Here is a 17,830-nt window from a genome sequence, read left to right as displayed (position 1 = left end):
ACCTCAAGCGTGGGCCAGCGCCGCGGCGCTGAACAGATCGTTGGCGATATCCAGGTCTTCGGCGGTGTCGACTTCGAACCACTTTTCCTGGCCGACCAGCAGCGCGTCGATGCGGTAGCCACTGTCGATCAGGCTGTCCATGGCGTACTCCAGGGGCGCCTTGACGCCCTTTTCGGCTACCGTCTGGCGGATGTGACGCTGCAGCAGCCCGGCGCCGGCGTGGGTCATCGCGGTGATGTTCACGGTCTTGTACGAGGCCTGCAGGGGGAACCCGGCATCGCGCACCGACTCATGCTTCCAGGCGCTCACCCGGCCACCCTCGACCAGCGCGAAAGTACCGCTCAGCTCGCTCGACCACGGTGCCAGCACGGTGGCGAAACCTTCCTCGTCGAGCCCTTGCAGCGAAGCCAGGGCACGGGTGACCAACCCATCCTCCACCACCACATCGCCCTCGAACACCAGCACATCGTGGCCCTCCGGCACCGCCTCGAGGCACAGGCTCAACGAGTGCACCGAACCTGAACGGGCATAGATCGGGTTGGTCACGAAGATGCTGTTGAGCTGTGGGTGGTTGCTGCGGATATAACTCTCGAGCACATCGCTGAGGTAGCCGACACCGACGATGACGTTGCTGACCTGGTGCGCCTGCAACTGCTCCAGCAGGCGGCTGATGATGGTCTTGCCGGCCACCTCGACCAGGCACTTGTTCTTCGCCAGGGTCTGGTCTTCCAGGCGCGAGCCAAGGCCGGCCGCCAGGATGATCACCGAAACAGGGGTTTGCTTACTCATTAGCCGATGCTCCTCAATTGAACCGGGCGAAGAATTCGCGCAGACGTTGCATGCCCGTGGCCACATCAGCGTCGCTCACGGCGTAGGAAATGCGGATACCGCTCGGGTCGCCGAAGCCGGCGCCAGACACCACGGCCACCTTGGCCTCGGCGAGGATCAGCTCGACCAGTTCGTCGGTGCTGCGCACCGGCTTGTCGCCATAACACCGGCCGATGAACCACTGGATGTCGGCGAACACATAGAACGCCCCCATCGCCGGCGCCACACGCAGGTGCTCGATACCGGCCAGGGCCTCGTGGATGACCTGCAGGCGCGCGTCAAGAATCGCATTGGCGGTGGCGATGAAATCGGCCGAGTCGTCGAGTGCCCGGGACACCGCGACCTGCGCCACCACGTTGGGGTTCGAGGTGGTGTGGCCCTGGAGGTTTTCCATGGCCTTGATCACCTGCTCCGGTGCACTGACGTAACCCAGCCGCCAGCCGGTCAGCGCCATGCTCTTGGAGAACGAATTGACGATGACCGTGCGTTCCTTCAGCTCGGGCATCAGCGTGACGATGCTGTGATGCTCGCCGCCGTTGCGGATCAGCCGCGAATAGCATTCGTCGAAGATAATCCACAGGTCGTGACGGATGGCCAGCTCACCGATGCGTCGCAGGGCTTCGCTGTCATAGACCGCGCCAGTAGGATTGTTCGGTGTATTGATCAGAATCGCCCGGGTCTGTGGGGTAATGGCTGCAGCTACACGCTCGGCAGTCAGCTGGTAGCCCTCCGGCCGTGTATCGACCAGCACCGGCTTGCCGCCGGCCAACTCGATCTGGGTCGGGAAGGTTACCCAGTACGGGATCGGAATGATCACCTCGTCACCCGGGTTGATCAGCACCATTGCCGCATTGTAGAGCGCCTGCTTGGCGCCTGCGGTCATCCCGACCTCGTTCCAGGCGTAGGCCACGCCCAGCTGCTCGCTGACATGCGCAGCCAATTGTTGGCGAATCTTCTTCTCGCCGAGGGCGGGCGTGTAGGTGTTGCATTTGCCCCTGATCGCCTCGATGGCGGCCTTTTTGAGGCTATCGAGAGTGTCGAAGTCGAGTTCGCCGGCGGCAAAGTTGATCACCGATTCGCCGCGTTCCTTGAGTTCGTTGGCGATGCCGCGCATGCGCGAGGTGCTCGGCGCAACGACCAGGTCATTGCGCAAGGCCAGAGTTGGGCTGGTCATTATTTGGTACCCGGAATGAGTTCGAGGATTTCCTTGATCGACAGGCAGCGAGGCTCGACTTCGAGCGTCCGCCCGGACAACAGAATATTGTCGGCCACCTGTTTCATTGCCATATAGGCGGAGCGCAACATATGGTTGGCATAAATGACAATATTGAACCCTTCTGCCTCGAGCGCCTCGAACGGAATACTCGAATAACTGGTCGGCACACACACCAGCGGCACAGTTGGATGACGCTCGCGGAACGTCCGGGCAAAGGCGAAGATTTCGTCCGGCGTTTCCTGGCGACTATGAATCATTATCCCGTCGGCACCCGCTGCAACATAGGCATCGGCCCGGGTCAGTGCATCGTCAAGACCGGCATCGAGGATAAGGCTTTCAATGCGCGCAATGATCATGAAGTCACTGGAAATTTGCGCACGCTTGCCCATGCGAATCTTGTTGCAGAAGTCTTCGATAGTTTCCTGCTGCTGGAAGACGTCATTGCCGAACAACGAGTTCTTCTTCAGGCCGGTCTTGTCTTCGATGATGACCGCCGACACCCCGAGGCGCTCGAGCGAACGGACGTCAAACGCAAAGTGCTCGGGCTTGCCACCCGTGTCGCCATCCATGATCAGCGGCTTGCTGGTAACTTCGAAGATATCATTGACATTGGCCAGCCGATCCTTGATCGCCAACACTTCGATATCCGGCTTGCCACGCGCAGTAGAGTCGGTCAACGAGCTGGACCAGAAACCATCATAAACCCGCAGTTCGCCGTCGACCGTTTGCGAGGCATGTTCGGCAAGAATTGCGGATATCGGGTTATGGGCCTCGAGAAAACGCAGGCAACGCTTATCGCTTAGTAAGTTCCTGAGTGATGCAGCGCGGCGATCTGCAGAAATAAATTTGAAGGCTGCTTGAGTGCTCATTATTTTCCCCCGGCAAAAGTTGGCCATTACACCGAACATAAACATTCGGCGCCCCTATGTACTGACCTCTATTGTTCTCGTGCAGCAGACGACATACCCGACAAGTCGGGCAGTCCTGTTCGTCAACAGCGATGCCCACCAGGCGCAGCTGGCGGCCACCTTAAAAAAGCATAGCCACAAGGCAAAAGCAACAAATTATTACAATCTTATTAACACGGCTTGATTCGACGGAAACAAACTATGCGCCATCCCGAGCACGATTCGTTTACTTATTATTATGCACCCGAAAGTACCCACCCCATAGGCCAGGACCCATATTCAGGAGGCTTCGCCGTTAATGATCAGGCCAACATTCATCAAATATGAATTAACGTACTTTCCCTCCAGCAACTTCCTGGTCCGCCGCTGCCGGGTGGGCCATTGGCAGCAGCACGGCAGGCCGTTGGGCGCAGGCCAAGGCACTGATCGCCAATGCCAGCGCAGCCAAGGCATACACCCAGACCGGCGCCATCAAGGGCAGCACCACCGCCGCCAGCAGGGGCCCGACACCTGCCCCGATATCGCGCCACACCGCATTCGCCGCCAACGCCCGGACGCGCTGCTGCCCGGGATTACGCTCGGCGACTATCGGTACCACCAGTGGCAATTGCAACGCGCGCAGCACCAACACCAGGCCACCACCTGCGACCAGCCAGTGGCAACCGAATGCCACCAGCGCCCCGGCGGTGAGTAGCGCTAACCCGAGCAGCATGCGCGTCGCCCCCCAACGCTGCGCCAACATGCCGCCCAGCGGGCTGAGCAGCAGCTCGGACAGGTAGCGAACCGCCAGCAACCCGCCCGCGACCAGCACTGCGTCCGCTCCCAACAACTGCTGTGCCAACAGCGAAAGACCGATGATGAACAGGCCATCCAGGGTCAACCCCTCGGTGAATGACCAGACCGCCACGCTGTCCGGTCGCCGGAAGCGGCGATGCTCTGCAGGCAATCGATGCGCCGCAGCGGGCAGTCTTCTGGCCAGCCATACCCCAAGCAGTGAGCTGGCCACCATTGCCAGGAAGATCAGGCGAGGCCCGTGCTCCAGGCTCAGCAGCGCCCCCAACGGCAACGCCACCATCGGGCCAACGGCAACCAGCGCTCGCGAACGTCCGCTGCGGCGCGCGGCGCCAGCAGCCTGCGCAGTCGCCATGACCTGGGTCGACAGGTTCAGCGCTGCATAGGCCAGCCCCCAGAGCAGACGCAGCAACAACAAGGCCCAAAATCCGCAGAGCGTGGCATAACCCAACGCGCACAATGCCGCGCAGCCGGCCGCCACCATCGAGCTGGGGCGGTCTCCCCAGCGGGCGTAGCCCTTCATCACGTAGTGGTAGCCGAAGATTCGCACCAGCCGGTTGGCCGCCAGCAAGATCCCGGCCTCGCCCAAGGTAATGCCGAACGCCTGGTATTGCATCGGCAGCAGCAGGTAGAGCAGGACGTCGCCGGGCAAGCACAGGCTGAGGATCAACGCTGCGCGCAGCGAAGCCCGATCAGCGAAGCAGATGGTGGTGGCACCCATGGACGACGACCAGGACAAGTAGAGCGGCATTCAGAGTGGCGTGAAGCAGCGCCGCTGACAAACGCTTTAATTGTGCGTCTGATGTCAGTAAATTAGACACATGATCAGCGACCTCCCCCCCTTGAACGCCGTCCGCGCCTTTGCCTCTGCCGCGCGTCACCAGAGCTTCAGCCGTGCTGCCGAAGAGCTGCATGTCACCCACAGTGCAGTCAGCCGCCATATACGCCTGCTTGAAGAGCACCTGGGCGTACTGCTGTTCGAACGGCGCAATCGGCAGTCAGTACTCACCCCGATCGGCCAGGCGTACTACCAACAGATCAGCCTGGGCCTGGCGCAAATCGCCAACGCCACCCAGGCACTGACCCGCAGTAGTGCATCGCGCAAGGTGACCATCAATGTGCGCCCGTCCTTTGCCGTGCGCTGGCTGATCCCACGGTTACCCGATTTCATGGCGCAGTTCCCGGAGATCAAACCGGAAGTCGTGACCAGTACCCTGGCCCCGGACCCATCGCGTGAAGCCTTCGATGTGGTGGTGCGCCGTGGCAGCTCGGGCTGGGCGGCCAATCTGGAGCCGAACGTGTTGCTCGAGGACGACCTGCTGCTGGTTGCGGCCCCTTCCCTTCTGCAGGCGATACCGGTCCAGGCGCCAGCGGATGTGCTGCGCCATACCCTGCTGTCGGGCAGGACACGCAGTGGCGATTGGCAGGCCTGGTGCAAGCTGGCCGGGGTCAACCAGGCAAGGCAACAGCCGGCGCTGCAGTTCGATCACATGCACCTGGTGCTGCAAGCAGCCGTCGACGGCCTTGGCGTGGCGCTGTGCCCGGCCTCGCTGCTGGGCAAGGACCTTGCCACTGGCCGCCTGTACAACCCCCTGCCCCATCTACGCCTGCCGCTGACTCGCTATTACTATGGCGTGTCGCAGGATGCGGTTGCCGAGACGCAGGTGTTCATCGACTGGATGTTTTCCCGGTTCCAACACGACACCGCTGCCCCCGCCTGACTTACCAACGGTCTGGCGCCTGGCGTCGACGGCGTATCAGGAAAGTGACTGTAGCAAAGTAAAAGAGTCACGCTCGGCGTGACTCTTTTACTTCAGCGGACTGCGCTTTTAAAGTGACTGCAGAGAAATACTGGCATTTGTCGAGTCTTGCGGACTATCAGCGTCCATCCAGACCCACTGAGTACCGTCGCCTTGCAAGTTGTTACTGATACTTTGAATCTGCGTCGCGACAATGTTGACCGCGCCGGGTTGCGAAGCGGTAGGCCCGATATTGGTGACTTGCCCAGCCAGCAAGCCGTTGGACGTTTCATTCACAACAAACACCGTCGCAGCAGCTTCGCGGAACTGACACGAGATAAACTGGGTGATCTTGCTGACGATGGTCAGATTCATCCATTTTGATGGCGGCACCGCATAATAGCGACTGTATTTGTTGAACGGGTACTGCTCGCCGTTGGCCTGCAAGGGGTTATTGCTAAGCCCGCTGGTGTTGGTCGGCATGCTGGTACTGCCCAGCCACAGTTCGACCTGGGCCATGCCACTGTTGCTGGGTAACGAGACCGAAATAGTCTGGGTGTCGGTACCCGAGACAAAGCCCATCGAGGCCAACCCTGCATTAGCCGTGGTACCTGGCACGGTAATGTGTGCCGGCGGCTGGCTATTGCTCCATACCACACTGACGGTGGCATTGTTGTCATTCCCCGCCGAGTTATAAAGGAAAATCCCATATATCTGACCCGGACGTAACGTGGTGCAGGTGGCGGTATCCCCCGGATTCAAAGTGATCCTCTGGCCACCATTCCAGTTGATTTGTGATGCGGCGATAGCGAAGCTTTCCATTTGGATAGTCCTTTAATAGATCCGTCATGATTGGCGCGCGTACATCCTTAATATCCGTTGCGCGATTACGAGCTTAGTCAGCGGGAAAAAAAAGGCTATCGCGTGATTAGAATCATTGGCGATTAGTGAAATATGGCTAAAAGCCATTTATCTTTCCTGATTAAACGGCGGCTATCTCCATGCAAATGGATAGTGCAACAATGCCTGTAATGACAAATGGATGCCTGCTACTTTTCGGATTCTACTGACTATTCCCAGCGCTTCGGCTGTGCGACCAACGGCACGCCGTCGCGTTTCCCACCATCGGCAATACGCGGATGGTGAGTGCGGCCTTGTTGCGAAGGGGCTGCGCAGCAGCCCCGGCAGTTTTCAGGCAGACTCTGGCACGCCCTCCCATGCCTAGTTCGCGGGCAACAGGATCACGAAGTTCTTTTTCATGTCTTCCAGCACGGTCCATTTGCCCTTGGCGCCCGGTTCGATGATGAACGTGTCGCCAGCGGCCAGTGTGATGGGCTCGCAACCCTCAAGCTCGATGACACAGCATCCACTCAGGACATGGCAGAACTCCCAGACTTTGTAGTCGATGCGCCACGCTCCGGTGCTGGCTTGCCACTCACCGGAAATGCGACCTTGCTGTTCATCGTGATAGTACTTGGACGTCAGCGTATGAGGGGTGCCTTCCACAATCTCTTCAAAAAAAGGAAGATCGCGCACCGGTTGGATATCGAGTTCGCGGAACACGGTCAGTTTCTGGGTCATGGTTTTTTCTCGAGCACGTTGTGGTTAGGGCGATACATCAAATAGGCTTCACCGGTTACGCCCAGCATCGGGTGCGGAACGATCTGGCAGGTTTTGACGATTTGAAAACCGTGACGTTCGTAGAAGCGGCGTGCACCGTGGTTTTCTGCATAGTCGATCAGGCACAGCCCATCCAGGCCAGCGTCATCAGCGCGCTGCTGGGCGTGGCGAAGAAACTGGGCGCCCAGCCCCTGGCTGCGCCAAGCCTCATCCAGGGCCAGGCTGGATATGTACAAGGTGTCAGGTATTTCCATGTCGGAATAAGGCGCAAGGACCGGGTCAGTCTCGACCGGCCTGTCAGGGGTCTCGCGCAAGGCATAGCTGTGCATCATGCCGATGACCCGGTCTTCGAAAGTGGCCATCAGGCAGTTCTTGTAAGAAAAGTCGCCCTGCTCCCTGGCATAGCGAGACGCACCGACACTCAGCAATGCTTCTCCAGGTGCGGCAAGCTTGCTCCATATGTAATCGGCCATGCCTTCCGATGTCAGTTGAAAGAAGCGCGCTATATCGTGCGCGTCCGAGGCTTGAGCGGGTCTGAAGTCGACAGGCATGTACGGTGCTCCCATGGGATCGGGTGATTGGTTTTCAAGGATTGCGCCTTTGACAGGGTGGCAGCGTAGGCGGGTTGAACGGCGCCCATCATGCTCTGGGCGAACACCGTCAGCACGGCGTGCGACGTTGCCCCATGCTCAAAGGCACGTGGCTGTCCAATGGCTAAGGACTGGGGAAGCGATCGTGCAGTTGCCGGAGGTAGTGGCTAGCTCAGCACAATCGGGAATAAACCCACGTCATTTACAAGTTTGCACCACCCATCCTTGGTCGAACCCGCTCCTGCGGCGATCGCATTCAGATCGGAGCCAGCAGCTCGCTTCGTTGCTTATGGCAGACGCTCAAGCCCGCACTGATACCTGGCACCTGCAAGGCTTGCTTCAAACGCCTCGAGCCCTGCGTATATCTGTTGCAGCCCAGTGATTTGCCCCAGCACTTCGCGTTTCTTGTCGGCAATGGCCTTGCCCGCCAACTCCCACGGCAAATCAGCACCCTGATGCGTCAGCAGAATCGTTTGCAGTTCTTTCAGTTTGAAACCCAACTGCTGCGCGCATTTGATGAATGTCAGCAGCTCGACACTCTGCTGAGTGTAAACGCGGTACTGCCCCTGGCGCTCGGGCGGCGGCAGCAGGCCGATCGCTTCATAGTGGCGGATGGTCTTGACCGTGGTGCCCGACAGTTGGGCGGCTTTGCCGATATACATGAATGTCCTTTTCATAAGGGAGCGGGACATCATTGCATGGCGCCAGCGGTTCGGGAACCACATAGCAGCAGGTCAGCTGGCGATGCTTCGTGCCAGTTCGAGCCAGGTTCCACGCCGCCGCGCGCTGGAGCCGAGCAGCGGCCCGAACATCAGGGTACGCAGCGTTCTGATACCGCAGAACTGCAACGTGGTCTTGCGCACTTGGTGAAGGCCAGGCATGCGATACACCCAGCGGTAGTACCACGGCGGTGTATCCATCGTCACCAGCAGATGCGCTGTTCGCCCCTTGAGCAATTGTTCGGGGAAGGCCTTGCCCGCCCTGTACTGAAAGGCGAAACCGGGCAGGAACACGCGGTCGAAAAAGCCTTTCATCAATGCAGGGATGCCGCCCCACCAAATGGGGTAGATAAAGGCCAGGTGCTCGGCCCAGGTGATGTCGGCCTGGGCCCTGAGCAGGTCGGGTTCCAGTGGCTGCGCTTGCCGGTAGCCGCTGCGCAGCACCGGGTCGAAGCTCAAGGCATCAAGCCGTAACACCCTTACATCATGGCCGGCACTTCTGGCCGCCTCGGCATAACTCTCGCTCAGCGCTGCGCAGAAACTCTCGCTTGACGGGTGCCCCAGCACCACTAGTACTCGTTTGCTCATCATCACTTCATCCTGAACATGAAGCGTGCAGGGTAAAGCCTGACCCTAACGGGAGAGTCAACTGCTCAGCCTGCTTTGCGGCCGTTGCAGTGCGTGACATCCAGCGGCCAGGGCTAGAAATTCGTACCCGTGACGGACTCTCTTGCCTTGGGGCTTGCGTGGATTCGGATGTGTTCGCCTTGGGGTATGTAGCGCCTATGAGATCGGGGCCGCGCGGGCGCGCTCGATCTCATGGGCAATGAGGTTGTCTCGGGTCGAACTTCATCCATGACACGCTAATGATAAAAATCGATGTCTTGGGATTCAGTGCATTAGTTAGAAACTGATGCTCTAGGCATGCCTTGCAGTGTGCTTATAAGGGCAGCGAGTAAGTTCAATGAGGCTCCCGCGCAAAGGGCAAATTGAGGCGCAGAGTCGGCGGGAAGCAGGTTAAAGAGCAATGTCATGATGACAGCACCAGCCGTTTGCCCGAGTAGGCGAGCGGTACCCTGCATGCCCCCAGCCGCACCACTCCGACTCTTTGGCGCCGCGAGGAACATGTTGCGGTTGTTGGCCACGTTGAAGAGGCTGAACCCGACACCGCAGAGCATGGTCAGCGGCACAAGGATGATTAGATTTTCCCGCAGAGGCCAAAGTGCAGCCCCTGTTAATCCTGTGGCAAGACAAACTCCACCCACGGAGCAGAGCCAGGCAGTCGAACATCGGTTTGCTAGGCGGCTCGCTAGCGGAGCGAACAGGGCGACTGTTAAAGGCCAGGGAATCATATAGAGGCCTGTCTCCAGCACCCCTTGTCCGAGGCCATGCTGCAGGTAGAAGGGCAGCGCTACCAAGCCTGCAGTTAGCCCGGCAAAGGAAAGCACGGATGCAATAACCGAAATACGGAATGAATTGGAACTGAGTAGATCTAGCGGAATCAGTGGTGCTTCCTTCTGCCGTTCACGTTTTACCAATAGCGCCAGTTGGATAGCAGAAATAGTCAGTAATGCTGCAGCCAGCACAGGGTGTTCCGTGATGACGCCAGCGGCTATGACCAGTGACGCAAATGTTCCGGCATCCAATGCCATGCTCAACAGATCGGCTTTACGCGCGGTACCGTCCACTACCGGTAGTGCGCCAGCCGCTAGCATTACCCAGAGCCCGAAAGGGAGCAGAACAGCAAACAGCCATGGCCAGGCGACCACGACGAGAATCGCAGCTCCCAAGGCGGGCCCTGCTGCTGATGACAGAGCAACAACAAGTGCATTCCAGCCTATCGCCGCGCCTAACTGATGGCTCGGTACAACTTGGCGCAACAGTGCAATGGCGAGAGCCATAATTGCCGCACCTCCCAGCCCCTGGAGCAACCGCGCAGCAATCAGCCAGGAGAGCGTCGGGGCCACAGCGCACATCAGCGTACCAGCCAGAAAAATCGCAATGCCCCAGCGAAATACCTTGCGGTAACCAAGACTTTCTCCCAGTGCCGCACAGGGCAGCAACGTGGTCAAAAGGGCCGCCTGGTTAGTGGTGATGATCCAGATTGATAACGCTGGAGGCACTTGCAGCGATTGGGCAATCGTTGGCAGAGCCGTATTAGTTATTGCGGTGTTGAGTACCACGAGTGCCAGAGCTGCCAGCACTGAGGCGATGGCAGCGAGGTGCCGCGGTGCGGGTAGCAGTAGGCGCGCATCCAAAGCATGCTCCGTTGCGGCAGCATGCTCAGGTTGTGGGGCGCGGACGCCGGTTTCGGGAGCAGGATCGCGTTTCATGACTTCAGCCATCCGGGGGTACACTGGATAGCCGGGACCCAGTCACCATCCTGCTTGACGTACCTTGTTAGCTTGCCGGCCTCTTGGTCTTCCTTCTTCAAGTCTCGCTCGGTGAAGCGAAAGAGCAACGCGGGTCCGCTGATGCACTGCGTATCGTGGATATCGCCAGGCAAGAAGACCAGAGTTTGACCGGCGCTCACCGTTGTGGATCCGCGCTTCACCAGTTTCACCTTGCCATCCGAGTCCTGAACCTTGGCATAGGTGCCCATTTCTATTTCACCCTGCTGCACTGCGTAAATGACCCAGCTCCGACCGTGATCATGAGGCGGCCGGTAGAGCCCTTCAGGCTCGGTATGTGCCAGCAGTACAAATCCGTTGTCCGGATCTCGGTGCATCTCTTGTTGAGCCGGTGCTTGCTGGTGCAGTTCAGCCAGCCAGGGCTCGGTGGCAGGTGTCTTCAGGAGTTCATCCAACTGCTGCTGGCAGCCGGCGACCACTGCAGAACTTAGCGGTGCCCAGATTGATTGGACACGCTCGACAAATCTGTTCAACGAGCTCATAGATTCTCTCCTCATTCAGTTCGGTACGGTTGTGCCGATGGAGAGAACTGTATTCAGCGTATACGTATGGCGGAAGGCGCAATAATTGCACTTTATAGTTGCGCCGGACGCTATATGTCAGCGGATTGGGCTAAGATGAGGCTATGTCAAATCCAGACCTCAATCTGCTCATTACCCTCGACGCAGTTCTTGCTGAAGGCAGTGTCACGCGTGCAGCCAAACGCCTACGCCTCAGCCCCTCAGCCATGAGCCGGGCACTTGCGCGGCTTAGAGAAACCACTGGAGATCCGCTTTTAGTCAGGGCGGGACGAGGGCTCGTGCCAACTCCCAGGGCGATCGAGCTGCGTGAGCATGTCGCTCAGCTTGTGCGTGATGCACAGGAAGCTTTGCGGCCAGCGGAGCTCCTTGACCTCGAAACACTGGAGCGGACCTTCGCAGTCAGGACCAGTGAGGGGTTTGCTGAGAATTTTGGTCCGGCCCTTATCGCACATGTTGCGCAAAAGGCACCAGGAGTAAGACTGTTCTTTATGCAGAAGCCGGACAAAGACAGTAAACCATTACGCGATGGAATCGTGGATCTAGAAACCGGCGTCATAGATCTGGCCTCTGCCCCCGAGCTCAGAGGCCAGGCTTTGTTCAGGGACAATTACATTGGCGTGGTACGCGCCACGCATCCACTGAGCCGCGGCACAATCACTTCGGAAAAGTATGCGGCTGGCATGCATATCTCCGTATCACGAGAAGGGTTGGAAAAAGGTCCCTTGGATGACGCGCTGCTGTTGCTCGGGCTGCAACGAAGAGTAGTAACGATAGTCGGTGGCTTTTCGACCGCGTTAGGATTGGCTCGGGGCTCAGACCTCATCGCAACCGTGCCAGAGCGCCATACCGCGAGTTTGCGCGACGGTATGTATAGCTTCCCGCTTCCATTCCATATGCCGGAGTTCACCGTTTCATTGCTTTGGCATCCACGATTCAGTGCAGATCCCGCTCATCGATGGCTTAGAGATTTGATCCTGCACGTTTGCAAGAAAGGTGAATAGGTTCGGTGCTCTGTGAACCTCTACATATTTACTGATGTTTGCTCAACTTGCCGGTAATCAGTCCGCTTTTGGCCGATTGCTGTCCTCCACGAAGGGCAGCTATGGGTCGGAAGCTGCTGGTCACGAATGACCGCTATCGACCCATAGCGGACTGTCCTGTCTCGGGGCTTGCGTGGTGCCTGATGTGCTTGCCTGAAGATCTTCATTGCCTATGAGATCGAGCGCCGCCCGCGCGGCGCATCGCGGATAAATCCGCTCCTACATTTGTTGCAACGTGGCCATGCCTGTGAGGCCACGGTTGTCAGCCTTGTTGGTATGACGGGATTTCTGGGTGGGCATTGATGCCGCCTCGCATGCCTTGGGATATGCACCAAGGCAGGCAACCATGGCGTAACAGGTTCGGCACGTTGCAACAAATGTAGGAGCGGATTTATCCGCGATGCGCCGCGCGGGCGGCGCTCGATCTCATAGGCAACGAAGATCTTCAGGCAAGCACATCAGGCACCACGCAAGCCCCGAGGCAGGACAGTCCGCTTCGGGTCGAAAGCAGTCACTCACCCTACCGCTCTCGCCCCTGAAACACTTCGCCCTTGGCCACGTCGATTCAGATCCAGACGTCATTCACCGCCGTTCGCTCCTCTCCTTCATGACCGGTATTCAACACACCGCGCGGTTCGATCATCATCAGTTTCGCTTCCGCCAGCGCCGCTGTCCTGTGCTTGACGCCGCGCGGCACCACATACAGTTCGCCGGCATTCACATGAACGCAGCCATGCGGGAGATCGATGCGCAAGACGCCTTCGAGTACCAGGAACGCCTCATCGGTTTCCGGGTGCGAGTGCCAGATGAACTCACCTTCGATGCGCACCACCTTGAACTGGTAGTCGTTCATTTCCGCGACCACCCGTGGGCTCCATTGTTGTTCGATCAACCCGGCCTTGTAGGCCAGGTTGACAGGTTGTGACACGCGTTGTTGATGGGCTTCGGACATGACAGATCCTCTCTGGTTGGAACGCTCAGGCTAGCGAACCCAAAGCGCGCTGCTCTTGTACGATCCTGCAACTCAGCGGGCAGGCCGCAAGCGCTCCAGCCAACGCAGCGGCGGTACGCCGTAGGTGCGGGTGAAGTGCCGGGTCATGTGGCTCTGATCGTGAAAACCGGCAGCGAGGGCGGCGTCGACCAGGGTAAAGCCATCCACGATCAGCCTGCGAAAACAGTCCAGACGGCGTAGCGTGACAAAACGGTAAGGGCTGGTGCCGTAAAGGGCACGGAAATCTCGTGACAAGCTCCACCGCTCACGCCCGCTGGCCTGTTCGAGCATCTCCAGCGTGATGCCCAGGTGCAGGTGCTCCATGATGAACGCCCTGGCCCGCTCGGCCGCGCGGTAGTCCAGACGTTTGCGACCGCGTGGCTTGCCGCCGACCGCACGCAGCGCCATTGCCAGGTCGTACAGGGCGTCCTGCGCTTCCAGTGTTTCCAGAGGATGATCCAACGCCTGCACGAAGGCCTCGCTGGCGCTGTACAGGCGCGGGTCACAGGACAATCCGCCAGCGATGAAAGGCAACGGCTCGCCGCCCAGCACGTTCTGGATCAGCCCAGGGTCGATGTAGGCCATGCGGTAGCGAAAGCCCATGTCGGTGCCCGCCATGCCGTCATGTACTTCGTCAGGGTGCAACACGAGCGTGTTGCCAGGCACACCGTGGCGCAGCGCCCCTTTGTAGTGAAAGCTCTGCACACCGGCCAGGGTACGGCCGATCGAGTAGGTATCGTGACGATGCGGGTCGTAGCCATGGCCGCCGAACCACGCTTCGATGCGCTCCACGCCGCCTGGCATGGCGCTGCGGATGACCCAATCGGAGGGGGCCGACCGGTCTGCTTGTGCTTTCATCAATATGCCTGCCGCTACGCTGCCATCCAGTGGCTGTACGCCATCCTATTGCAGAAAGCGGCAGGCACCCAGTCGATTTTCTGACCGATGGCCACCATCGGGATTGGCAAGCACCAACTCGGGTCAAAACCTGCAGCCATGCGCAGAATGCGCCTTTTTGATGCATGCCCACCGGTAGCCCTGCATACAGTCCTGTCACGAGCACTCGCTGCGCAACAGTATCCAGTAAAGAAAAACCAACCATTCCAAAGACTTGCCGCTCCCTCACCACAACTCCCGCGCTACGCCGGGCTTTCGGCACCTTCATTGCAAAGGCTTCTTGCAGGCAAGACACACTTGCCTGACCGAATCAGAGGCTCACGACAGAAACAGGACCCACCTACCCCAGCAAGGCCGCACCCAGAAATGTGTAGATGAACCGCAATGAAGCTGCCGGCAACGGTGGCAAGGAGTGGGTATGTCCCGGGCATTTTTCAATGAAATGTACGAAACGAACGGCAGTTGCCGCCCGCATTACCAGGAGTTCGCCCGCTGGTTGGCCAACACCCCGATGGAGTTGCTGGAACAGCGCCGACGCGAAGCCGACCTGCTGTTCCACCGCGCTGGTATCACCTTCACCTTGTACGGTGACGAACAGGACACCGAGCGCCTGATCCCCTTCGACATCATCCCGCGCAGCATTCGCGCCAGCGAATGGCGCATGGTCGAGCGCGGCTGTATCCAGCGCGTGCAGGCCCTGAACCTGTTCCTGGAGGATATCTACCACGACCAGCGCATCCTCAAGGCCGGCATCATCCCGCCCGAGCAAGTGCTGGCCAACGAGGGCTACCAGATCGCCATGCAGGGCCTGGGGCTGCACCGTGGCCTGTATGCCCATATCGCCGGCGTCGACCTGGTCCGCGATGGCGATGGCAGCTACTTCGTGCTGGAAGACAACCTGCGCACCCCCAGCGGGGTCAGCTACATGCTCGAAGACCGCAAGATGATGATGCGGCTGTTCCCCGAGCTGTTCGCCGCCCAGCGTATCGCCCCGATCGACCACTACCCCAACCTGCTGCTGGACACGCTCAAGAGCGCCAGCCCGCTGGACAACCCGACCGCCGTGCTGCTCACCCCCGGGCGCTTCAACAGCGCCTATTTCGAGCATGCCTTCCTGGCCCGGGAAATGGGCATCGAGCTGGTCGAGGGCGCCGACCTGTTCATCCGCGACGAACATGTCTACATGCGTACCACCGCCGGCCCACAGCAGGTCGACGTGATCTACCGGCGCCTGGACGACGATTACCTCGACCCACTGTCGTTCAACCCTGACTCGATGCTGGGCGTGCCGGGGCTGATCTCGGTGTACCGCGCCGGTAACGTGGTGCTGGCCAACGCCGTGGGCACCGGGGTCGCCGACGACAAGTCGATCTACCCCTATGTCGACGACATGATCCGCTTCTACCTGAGCGAAGAGCCGATACTGAACAACGTCCCCACCTGGCAATGCCGCAGGCCGGCCGACCTGTCGCATGTCCTGGCCCACCTGCCCGAGCTGGTGGTCAAGGAAACCCAGGGCTCCGGTGGCTACGGCATGCTGGTAGGGCCGGCATCGACCCGTGCCCAGATCGACGAGTTCCGCGCCCGCATCAAGGCCCGCCCGCATGCCTACATCGCGCAACCCACCCTGTGCCTGTCCACCTGCCCGACCTTCGTCGACAGCGGCATCGCGCCGCGCCATATCGACCTGCGCCCGTTCGTGCTGTCCGGCAGTGAAACCCGCCTGGTGCCAGGCGGCCTGACCCGTGTGGCCTTGCAGGAAGGCTCGCTGGTGGTCAACTCGTCGCAAGGCGGCGGTACCAAGGACACCTGGGTGGTGGAGGACTGAACCATGCTTTCGAGAACCGCTTCCGACCTGTACTGGATGTCACGCTACCTGGAGCGCGCGGAAAACCTGGCGCGCATGCTCGAGGTCAGTTACTCGCTGTCACTGATGCCCCAGGCCGGGCGCAGTGACGGCCATGCCGAGCTGGCCATGTCGCTGCTGGCATCGGGGACGCTGGACGACTACCGCCGCCGCCACGGCGAGCTCGACAGCGAGCGCATGCTGCACTTCTTCGCCCTCGACGCAACCAACCCCAGCAGCATCTATTGCTGCCTGCAGGCGGCCAGGACCAACGCCCACGCGGTGCGTGGCCGCATCACCGCCGACATGTGGGAGAACATCAACGCGACCTGGATCGAGATGCGCAATATTGCCGGCAATGGCCTCGGCCGTTATGGCATCAGCCAGTTCTGCGAATGGGTCAAGGAACGCTCGCACCTGTTCCGCGGGGCAACGTCGGGCACCATCATGCGCAACGATGCCTACAGCTTCATCCGCCTGGGCACCTTCCTGGAGCGGGCAGACAACACCCTGCGCCTGCTCGATGCCCGCTACGAAATGTTTGGCGAGGCGTCCGAAGAGGTCAGCGACGACTCTGCCCGCGGTTATTACCAGTGGAGTGCCTTGCTGCGCGCGCTGACCTCCTACGAAGCCTTCAACGAGTTGTACCGGGCCGCGCCCAGTGCCCGGCCGGTGTCCGAGTTGCTGTTGCTGCGGGTGGACGTGCCCCGCTCGTTGCACGCCTGCATCGAGGAGCTGGACCAGATCCTTGCCAGTCTGCCAGGCAGCAGCCGCCGCGCCGCCCAGCGCATGGCCGCCGAGCTCAATGCGCGCCTGCGCTACACCGCCATCGACGAAATCCTCGAAGCCGGCTTGCACCCATGGCTGAGCGACTTCATCGGGCGCATCAATCAATTGGGCCAGGCGGTCCACCACTCCTACCTGGAGGTCGTATGAAACTGTCCATTCGCCACGACACCACCTACAGCTATGCCAGCGACGTGTGCAACAGCATTCAGTTCCTGCGTCTGACGCCGCGCAGCAGCGAGCGCCAGCGCATCGACGCATGGCAACTGGACCTGCCCTGCGAAGTCAAAGGCCAGATCGACCCGTATGGCAACATCCTGCACGTGTTGACCCTCGACAAGCCCCACGGCCACCTGGCCCTGACGGCGAGCGGCCAGGTGGAGATCGACCCGGAATGCGAGCAGGAGGCCGGCGACCAGTCGCCATTGCCGTTCCTGCGCGGCAGCCACCTGACCCAGGCCGATGACACGCTCAAGGCCTTCGCCAACCGCCACTGCGGCGAACACCGCGACCGCGCGGCGCTGACCGGGTTGATGCAAGGGCTGGCCGAGCACATGCCCTACAGCCCGGGCGCGACGTCGGTGGGTACCACCGCCATCGAAGCGTTCAGCGGTGCTGCCGGGGTCTGCCAGGACCACACCCACGCCTTCCTCGCCTGCGCACGCAGCCTGGGGATACCGGCACGCTACGTTTCCGGTTACCTGTGCACCGAAGACGAGCAGCACCTGGCCAGCCATGCCTGGGCCGAAGCCTGGGTCGACGGCGCCTGGTACAGCTTCGACATCACCAACCGCCTGACCCGGCCAGAGCGACACCTGAAGCTGGCAGTGGGCCTGGACTACCTCGACGCCTGCCCGGTCAGGGGCGTGCGCCGTGGCGGCGGTGCCGAATCGCTGCAGGCCAGCGTCCATGTGCACCGCCAGTGA

The 17,830-nt window shown here is 60.1% G+C and carries 19 protein-coding genes; 6 read left to right on the top strand and 13 right to left on the bottom strand.

What is annotated here, in order from left to right; genetic code table 11:
• Nucleotides 1–3: 3 nt before the first annotated feature.
• Genes HU760_RS11180 through aepX form a run of 3 tightly spaced genes read right to left on the bottom strand, consistent with a single transcriptional unit; the run spans nucleotide 4 to nucleotide 2,913 of the window.
• Nucleotides 4–789, bottom strand: a complete 786-nt coding sequence (locus HU760_RS11180; RefSeq protein WP_186677011.1) for a phosphocholine cytidylyltransferase family protein — start codon at nucleotides 787–789, stop codon at nucleotides 4–6.
• A 13-nt stretch (nucleotides 790–802) separates the two neighbouring features.
• The gene (locus HU760_RS11175) at nucleotides 803–2,002 is read right to left on the bottom strand and encodes a pyridoxal phosphate-dependent aminotransferase (protein WP_202883412.1); all 1,200 of its coding nucleotides are present in this window, start codon (nucleotides 2,000–2,002) and stop codon (nucleotides 803–805) included.
• Nucleotides 2,002–2,913 carry a phosphoenolpyruvate mutase gene (gene aepX / locus HU760_RS11170; protein ID WP_186677019.1) on the bottom strand — a complete coding sequence of 304 codons (912 nt, stop codon included), beginning with the start codon at nucleotides 2,911–2,913 and terminating at the stop codon, nucleotides 2,002–2,004. The genes HU760_RS11175 and aepX overlap by 1 nt, the downstream gene beginning before the upstream one ends.
• On the opposite strand from aepX, the gene HU760_RS11165 reads away from it, so the two are divergent.
• A complete protein-coding gene (locus HU760_RS11165; protein WP_186677021.1) occupies nucleotides 2,906–3,136 on the top strand; it encodes a hypothetical protein in 231 nt (76 codons plus the stop codon). The genes aepX and HU760_RS11165 overlap by 8 nt on opposite strands.
• 144 nt (nucleotides 3,137–3,280) lie before the next feature.
• On the opposite strand, the gene HU760_RS11160 is transcribed toward HU760_RS11165, so the two are convergent.
• Nucleotides 3,281–4,465, bottom strand: coding sequence for an MFS transporter (locus tag HU760_RS11160; RefSeq protein WP_186677023.1), 1,185 nt, complete (start codon nucleotides 4,463–4,465; stop codon nucleotides 3,281–3,283).
• A 100-nt stretch (nucleotides 4,466–4,565) separates the two neighbouring features.
• On the opposite strand from HU760_RS11160, the gene gcvA reads away from it, so the two are divergent.
• A complete protein-coding gene (gene gcvA, locus HU760_RS11155; RefSeq protein WP_186677025.1) occupies nucleotides 4,566–5,465 on the top strand; it encodes a transcriptional regulator GcvA in 900 nt (299 codons plus the stop codon).
• Between the two features lie 108 nt (nucleotides 5,466–5,573).
• On the opposite strand, the gene HU760_RS11150 is transcribed toward gcvA, so the two are convergent.
• From HU760_RS11150 to HU760_RS11120, 7 genes are all read right to left on the bottom strand, one after another.
• The gene (locus HU760_RS11150; RefSeq protein WP_186677027.1) at nucleotides 5,574–6,305 is read right to left on the bottom strand and encodes a hypothetical protein; all 732 of its coding nucleotides are present in this window, start codon (nucleotides 6,303–6,305) and stop codon (nucleotides 5,574–5,576) included.
• A 399-nt stretch (nucleotides 6,306–6,704) separates the two neighbouring features.
• Entirely contained in the window at nucleotides 6,705–7,064 is a 360-nt protein-coding gene (locus HU760_RS11145) for a cupin domain-containing protein (RefSeq protein WP_186677029.1), read from the bottom strand.
• Nucleotides 7,061–7,654 carry a GNAT family N-acetyltransferase gene (locus tag HU760_RS11140; RefSeq protein WP_225931881.1) on the bottom strand — a complete coding sequence of 198 codons (594 nt, stop codon included), beginning with the start codon at nucleotides 7,652–7,654 and terminating at the stop codon, nucleotides 7,061–7,063. The genes HU760_RS11145 and HU760_RS11140 overlap by 4 nt, the downstream gene beginning before the upstream one ends.
• A 326-nt stretch (nucleotides 7,655–7,980) precedes the next feature.
• On the bottom strand, nucleotides 7,981–8,355 hold the full coding sequence (locus HU760_RS11135) for a MerR family transcriptional regulator (RefSeq protein ID WP_186677033.1): 375 nt from the start codon (nucleotides 8,353–8,355) through the stop codon (nucleotides 7,981–7,983).
• A 72-nt stretch (nucleotides 8,356–8,427) separates the two neighbouring features.
• Nucleotides 8,428–9,003 carry an NAD(P)H-dependent oxidoreductase gene (locus HU760_RS11130; RefSeq protein WP_186677035.1) on the bottom strand — a complete coding sequence of 192 codons (576 nt, stop codon included), beginning with the start codon at nucleotides 9,001–9,003 and terminating at the stop codon, nucleotides 8,428–8,430.
• A gap of 308 nt (nucleotides 9,004–9,311) precedes the next feature.
• Entirely contained in the window at nucleotides 9,312–10,745 is a 1,434-nt protein-coding gene (locus HU760_RS11125; protein WP_186677037.1) for an MFS transporter, read from the bottom strand.
• The gene (locus HU760_RS11120; RefSeq protein WP_186677038.1) at nucleotides 10,742–11,305 is read right to left on the bottom strand and encodes a cupin domain-containing protein; all 564 of its coding nucleotides are present in this window, start codon (nucleotides 11,303–11,305) and stop codon (nucleotides 10,742–10,744) included. Before HU760_RS11120 ends, HU760_RS11125 begins: the two co-directional genes overlap by 4 nt.
• 143 nt (nucleotides 11,306–11,448) lie before the next feature.
• Between HU760_RS11120 and HU760_RS11115 the strand changes: the two genes are divergently transcribed.
• Nucleotides 11,449–12,345 (top strand): LysR family transcriptional regulator, encoded by an 897-nt coding sequence (locus tag HU760_RS11115; RefSeq protein WP_186677040.1) that lies wholly within the window; start codon nucleotides 11,449–11,451, stop codon nucleotides 12,343–12,345.
• Between the two features lie 604 nt (nucleotides 12,346–12,949).
• On the opposite strand, the gene HU760_RS11110 is transcribed toward HU760_RS11115, so the two are convergent.
• Together HU760_RS11110 and HU760_RS11105 are read right to left on the bottom strand one after the other, a co-directional pair.
• Nucleotides 12,950–13,336, bottom strand: coding sequence for a cupin domain-containing protein (locus tag HU760_RS11110; RefSeq protein ID WP_186677043.1), 387 nt, complete (start codon nucleotides 13,334–13,336; stop codon nucleotides 12,950–12,952).
• 72 nt (nucleotides 13,337–13,408) lie between these two features.
• Nucleotides 13,409–14,233: an AraC family transcriptional regulator gene (locus tag HU760_RS11105; RefSeq protein ID WP_186677046.1), complete on the bottom strand. Its 825-nt coding sequence runs from the start codon at nucleotides 14,231–14,233 to the stop codon at nucleotides 13,409–13,411.
• Between the two features lie 457 nt (nucleotides 14,234–14,690).
• Between HU760_RS11105 and HU760_RS11100 the strand changes: the two genes are divergently transcribed.
• From HU760_RS11100 to HU760_RS11090, 3 genes are read left to right on the top strand one after another with little or no spacing between them, the layout of a single operon-like run.
• Nucleotides 14,691–16,100 carry a circularly permuted type 2 ATP-grasp protein gene (locus HU760_RS11100; RefSeq protein WP_186677049.1) on the top strand — a complete coding sequence of 470 codons (1,410 nt, stop codon included), beginning with the start codon at nucleotides 14,691–14,693 and terminating at the stop codon, nucleotides 16,098–16,100.
• A 3-nt stretch (nucleotides 16,101–16,103) separates the two neighbouring features.
• Nucleotides 16,104–17,054, top strand: a complete 951-nt coding sequence (locus HU760_RS11095; protein WP_186677051.1) for an alpha-E domain-containing protein — start codon at nucleotides 16,104–16,106, stop codon at nucleotides 17,052–17,054.
• Complete coding sequence (locus HU760_RS11090; RefSeq protein WP_186677053.1) at nucleotides 17,051–17,830, top strand: transglutaminase family protein; 780 nt, start codon at nucleotides 17,051–17,053, stop codon at nucleotides 17,828–17,830. The genes HU760_RS11095 and HU760_RS11090 overlap by 4 nt, the downstream gene beginning before the upstream one ends.

This window comes from Pseudomonas oryzicola, from assembly GCF_014269185.2.
GTDB classification, from domain to species: Bacteria; Pseudomonadota; Gammaproteobacteria; order Pseudomonadales; family Pseudomonadaceae; genus Aquipseudomonas; species Aquipseudomonas oryzicola.
The sequence above is the reverse complement of the archived record's forward strand: the minus strand, read 5'-3'. Positions and strand labels throughout refer to the sequence as shown.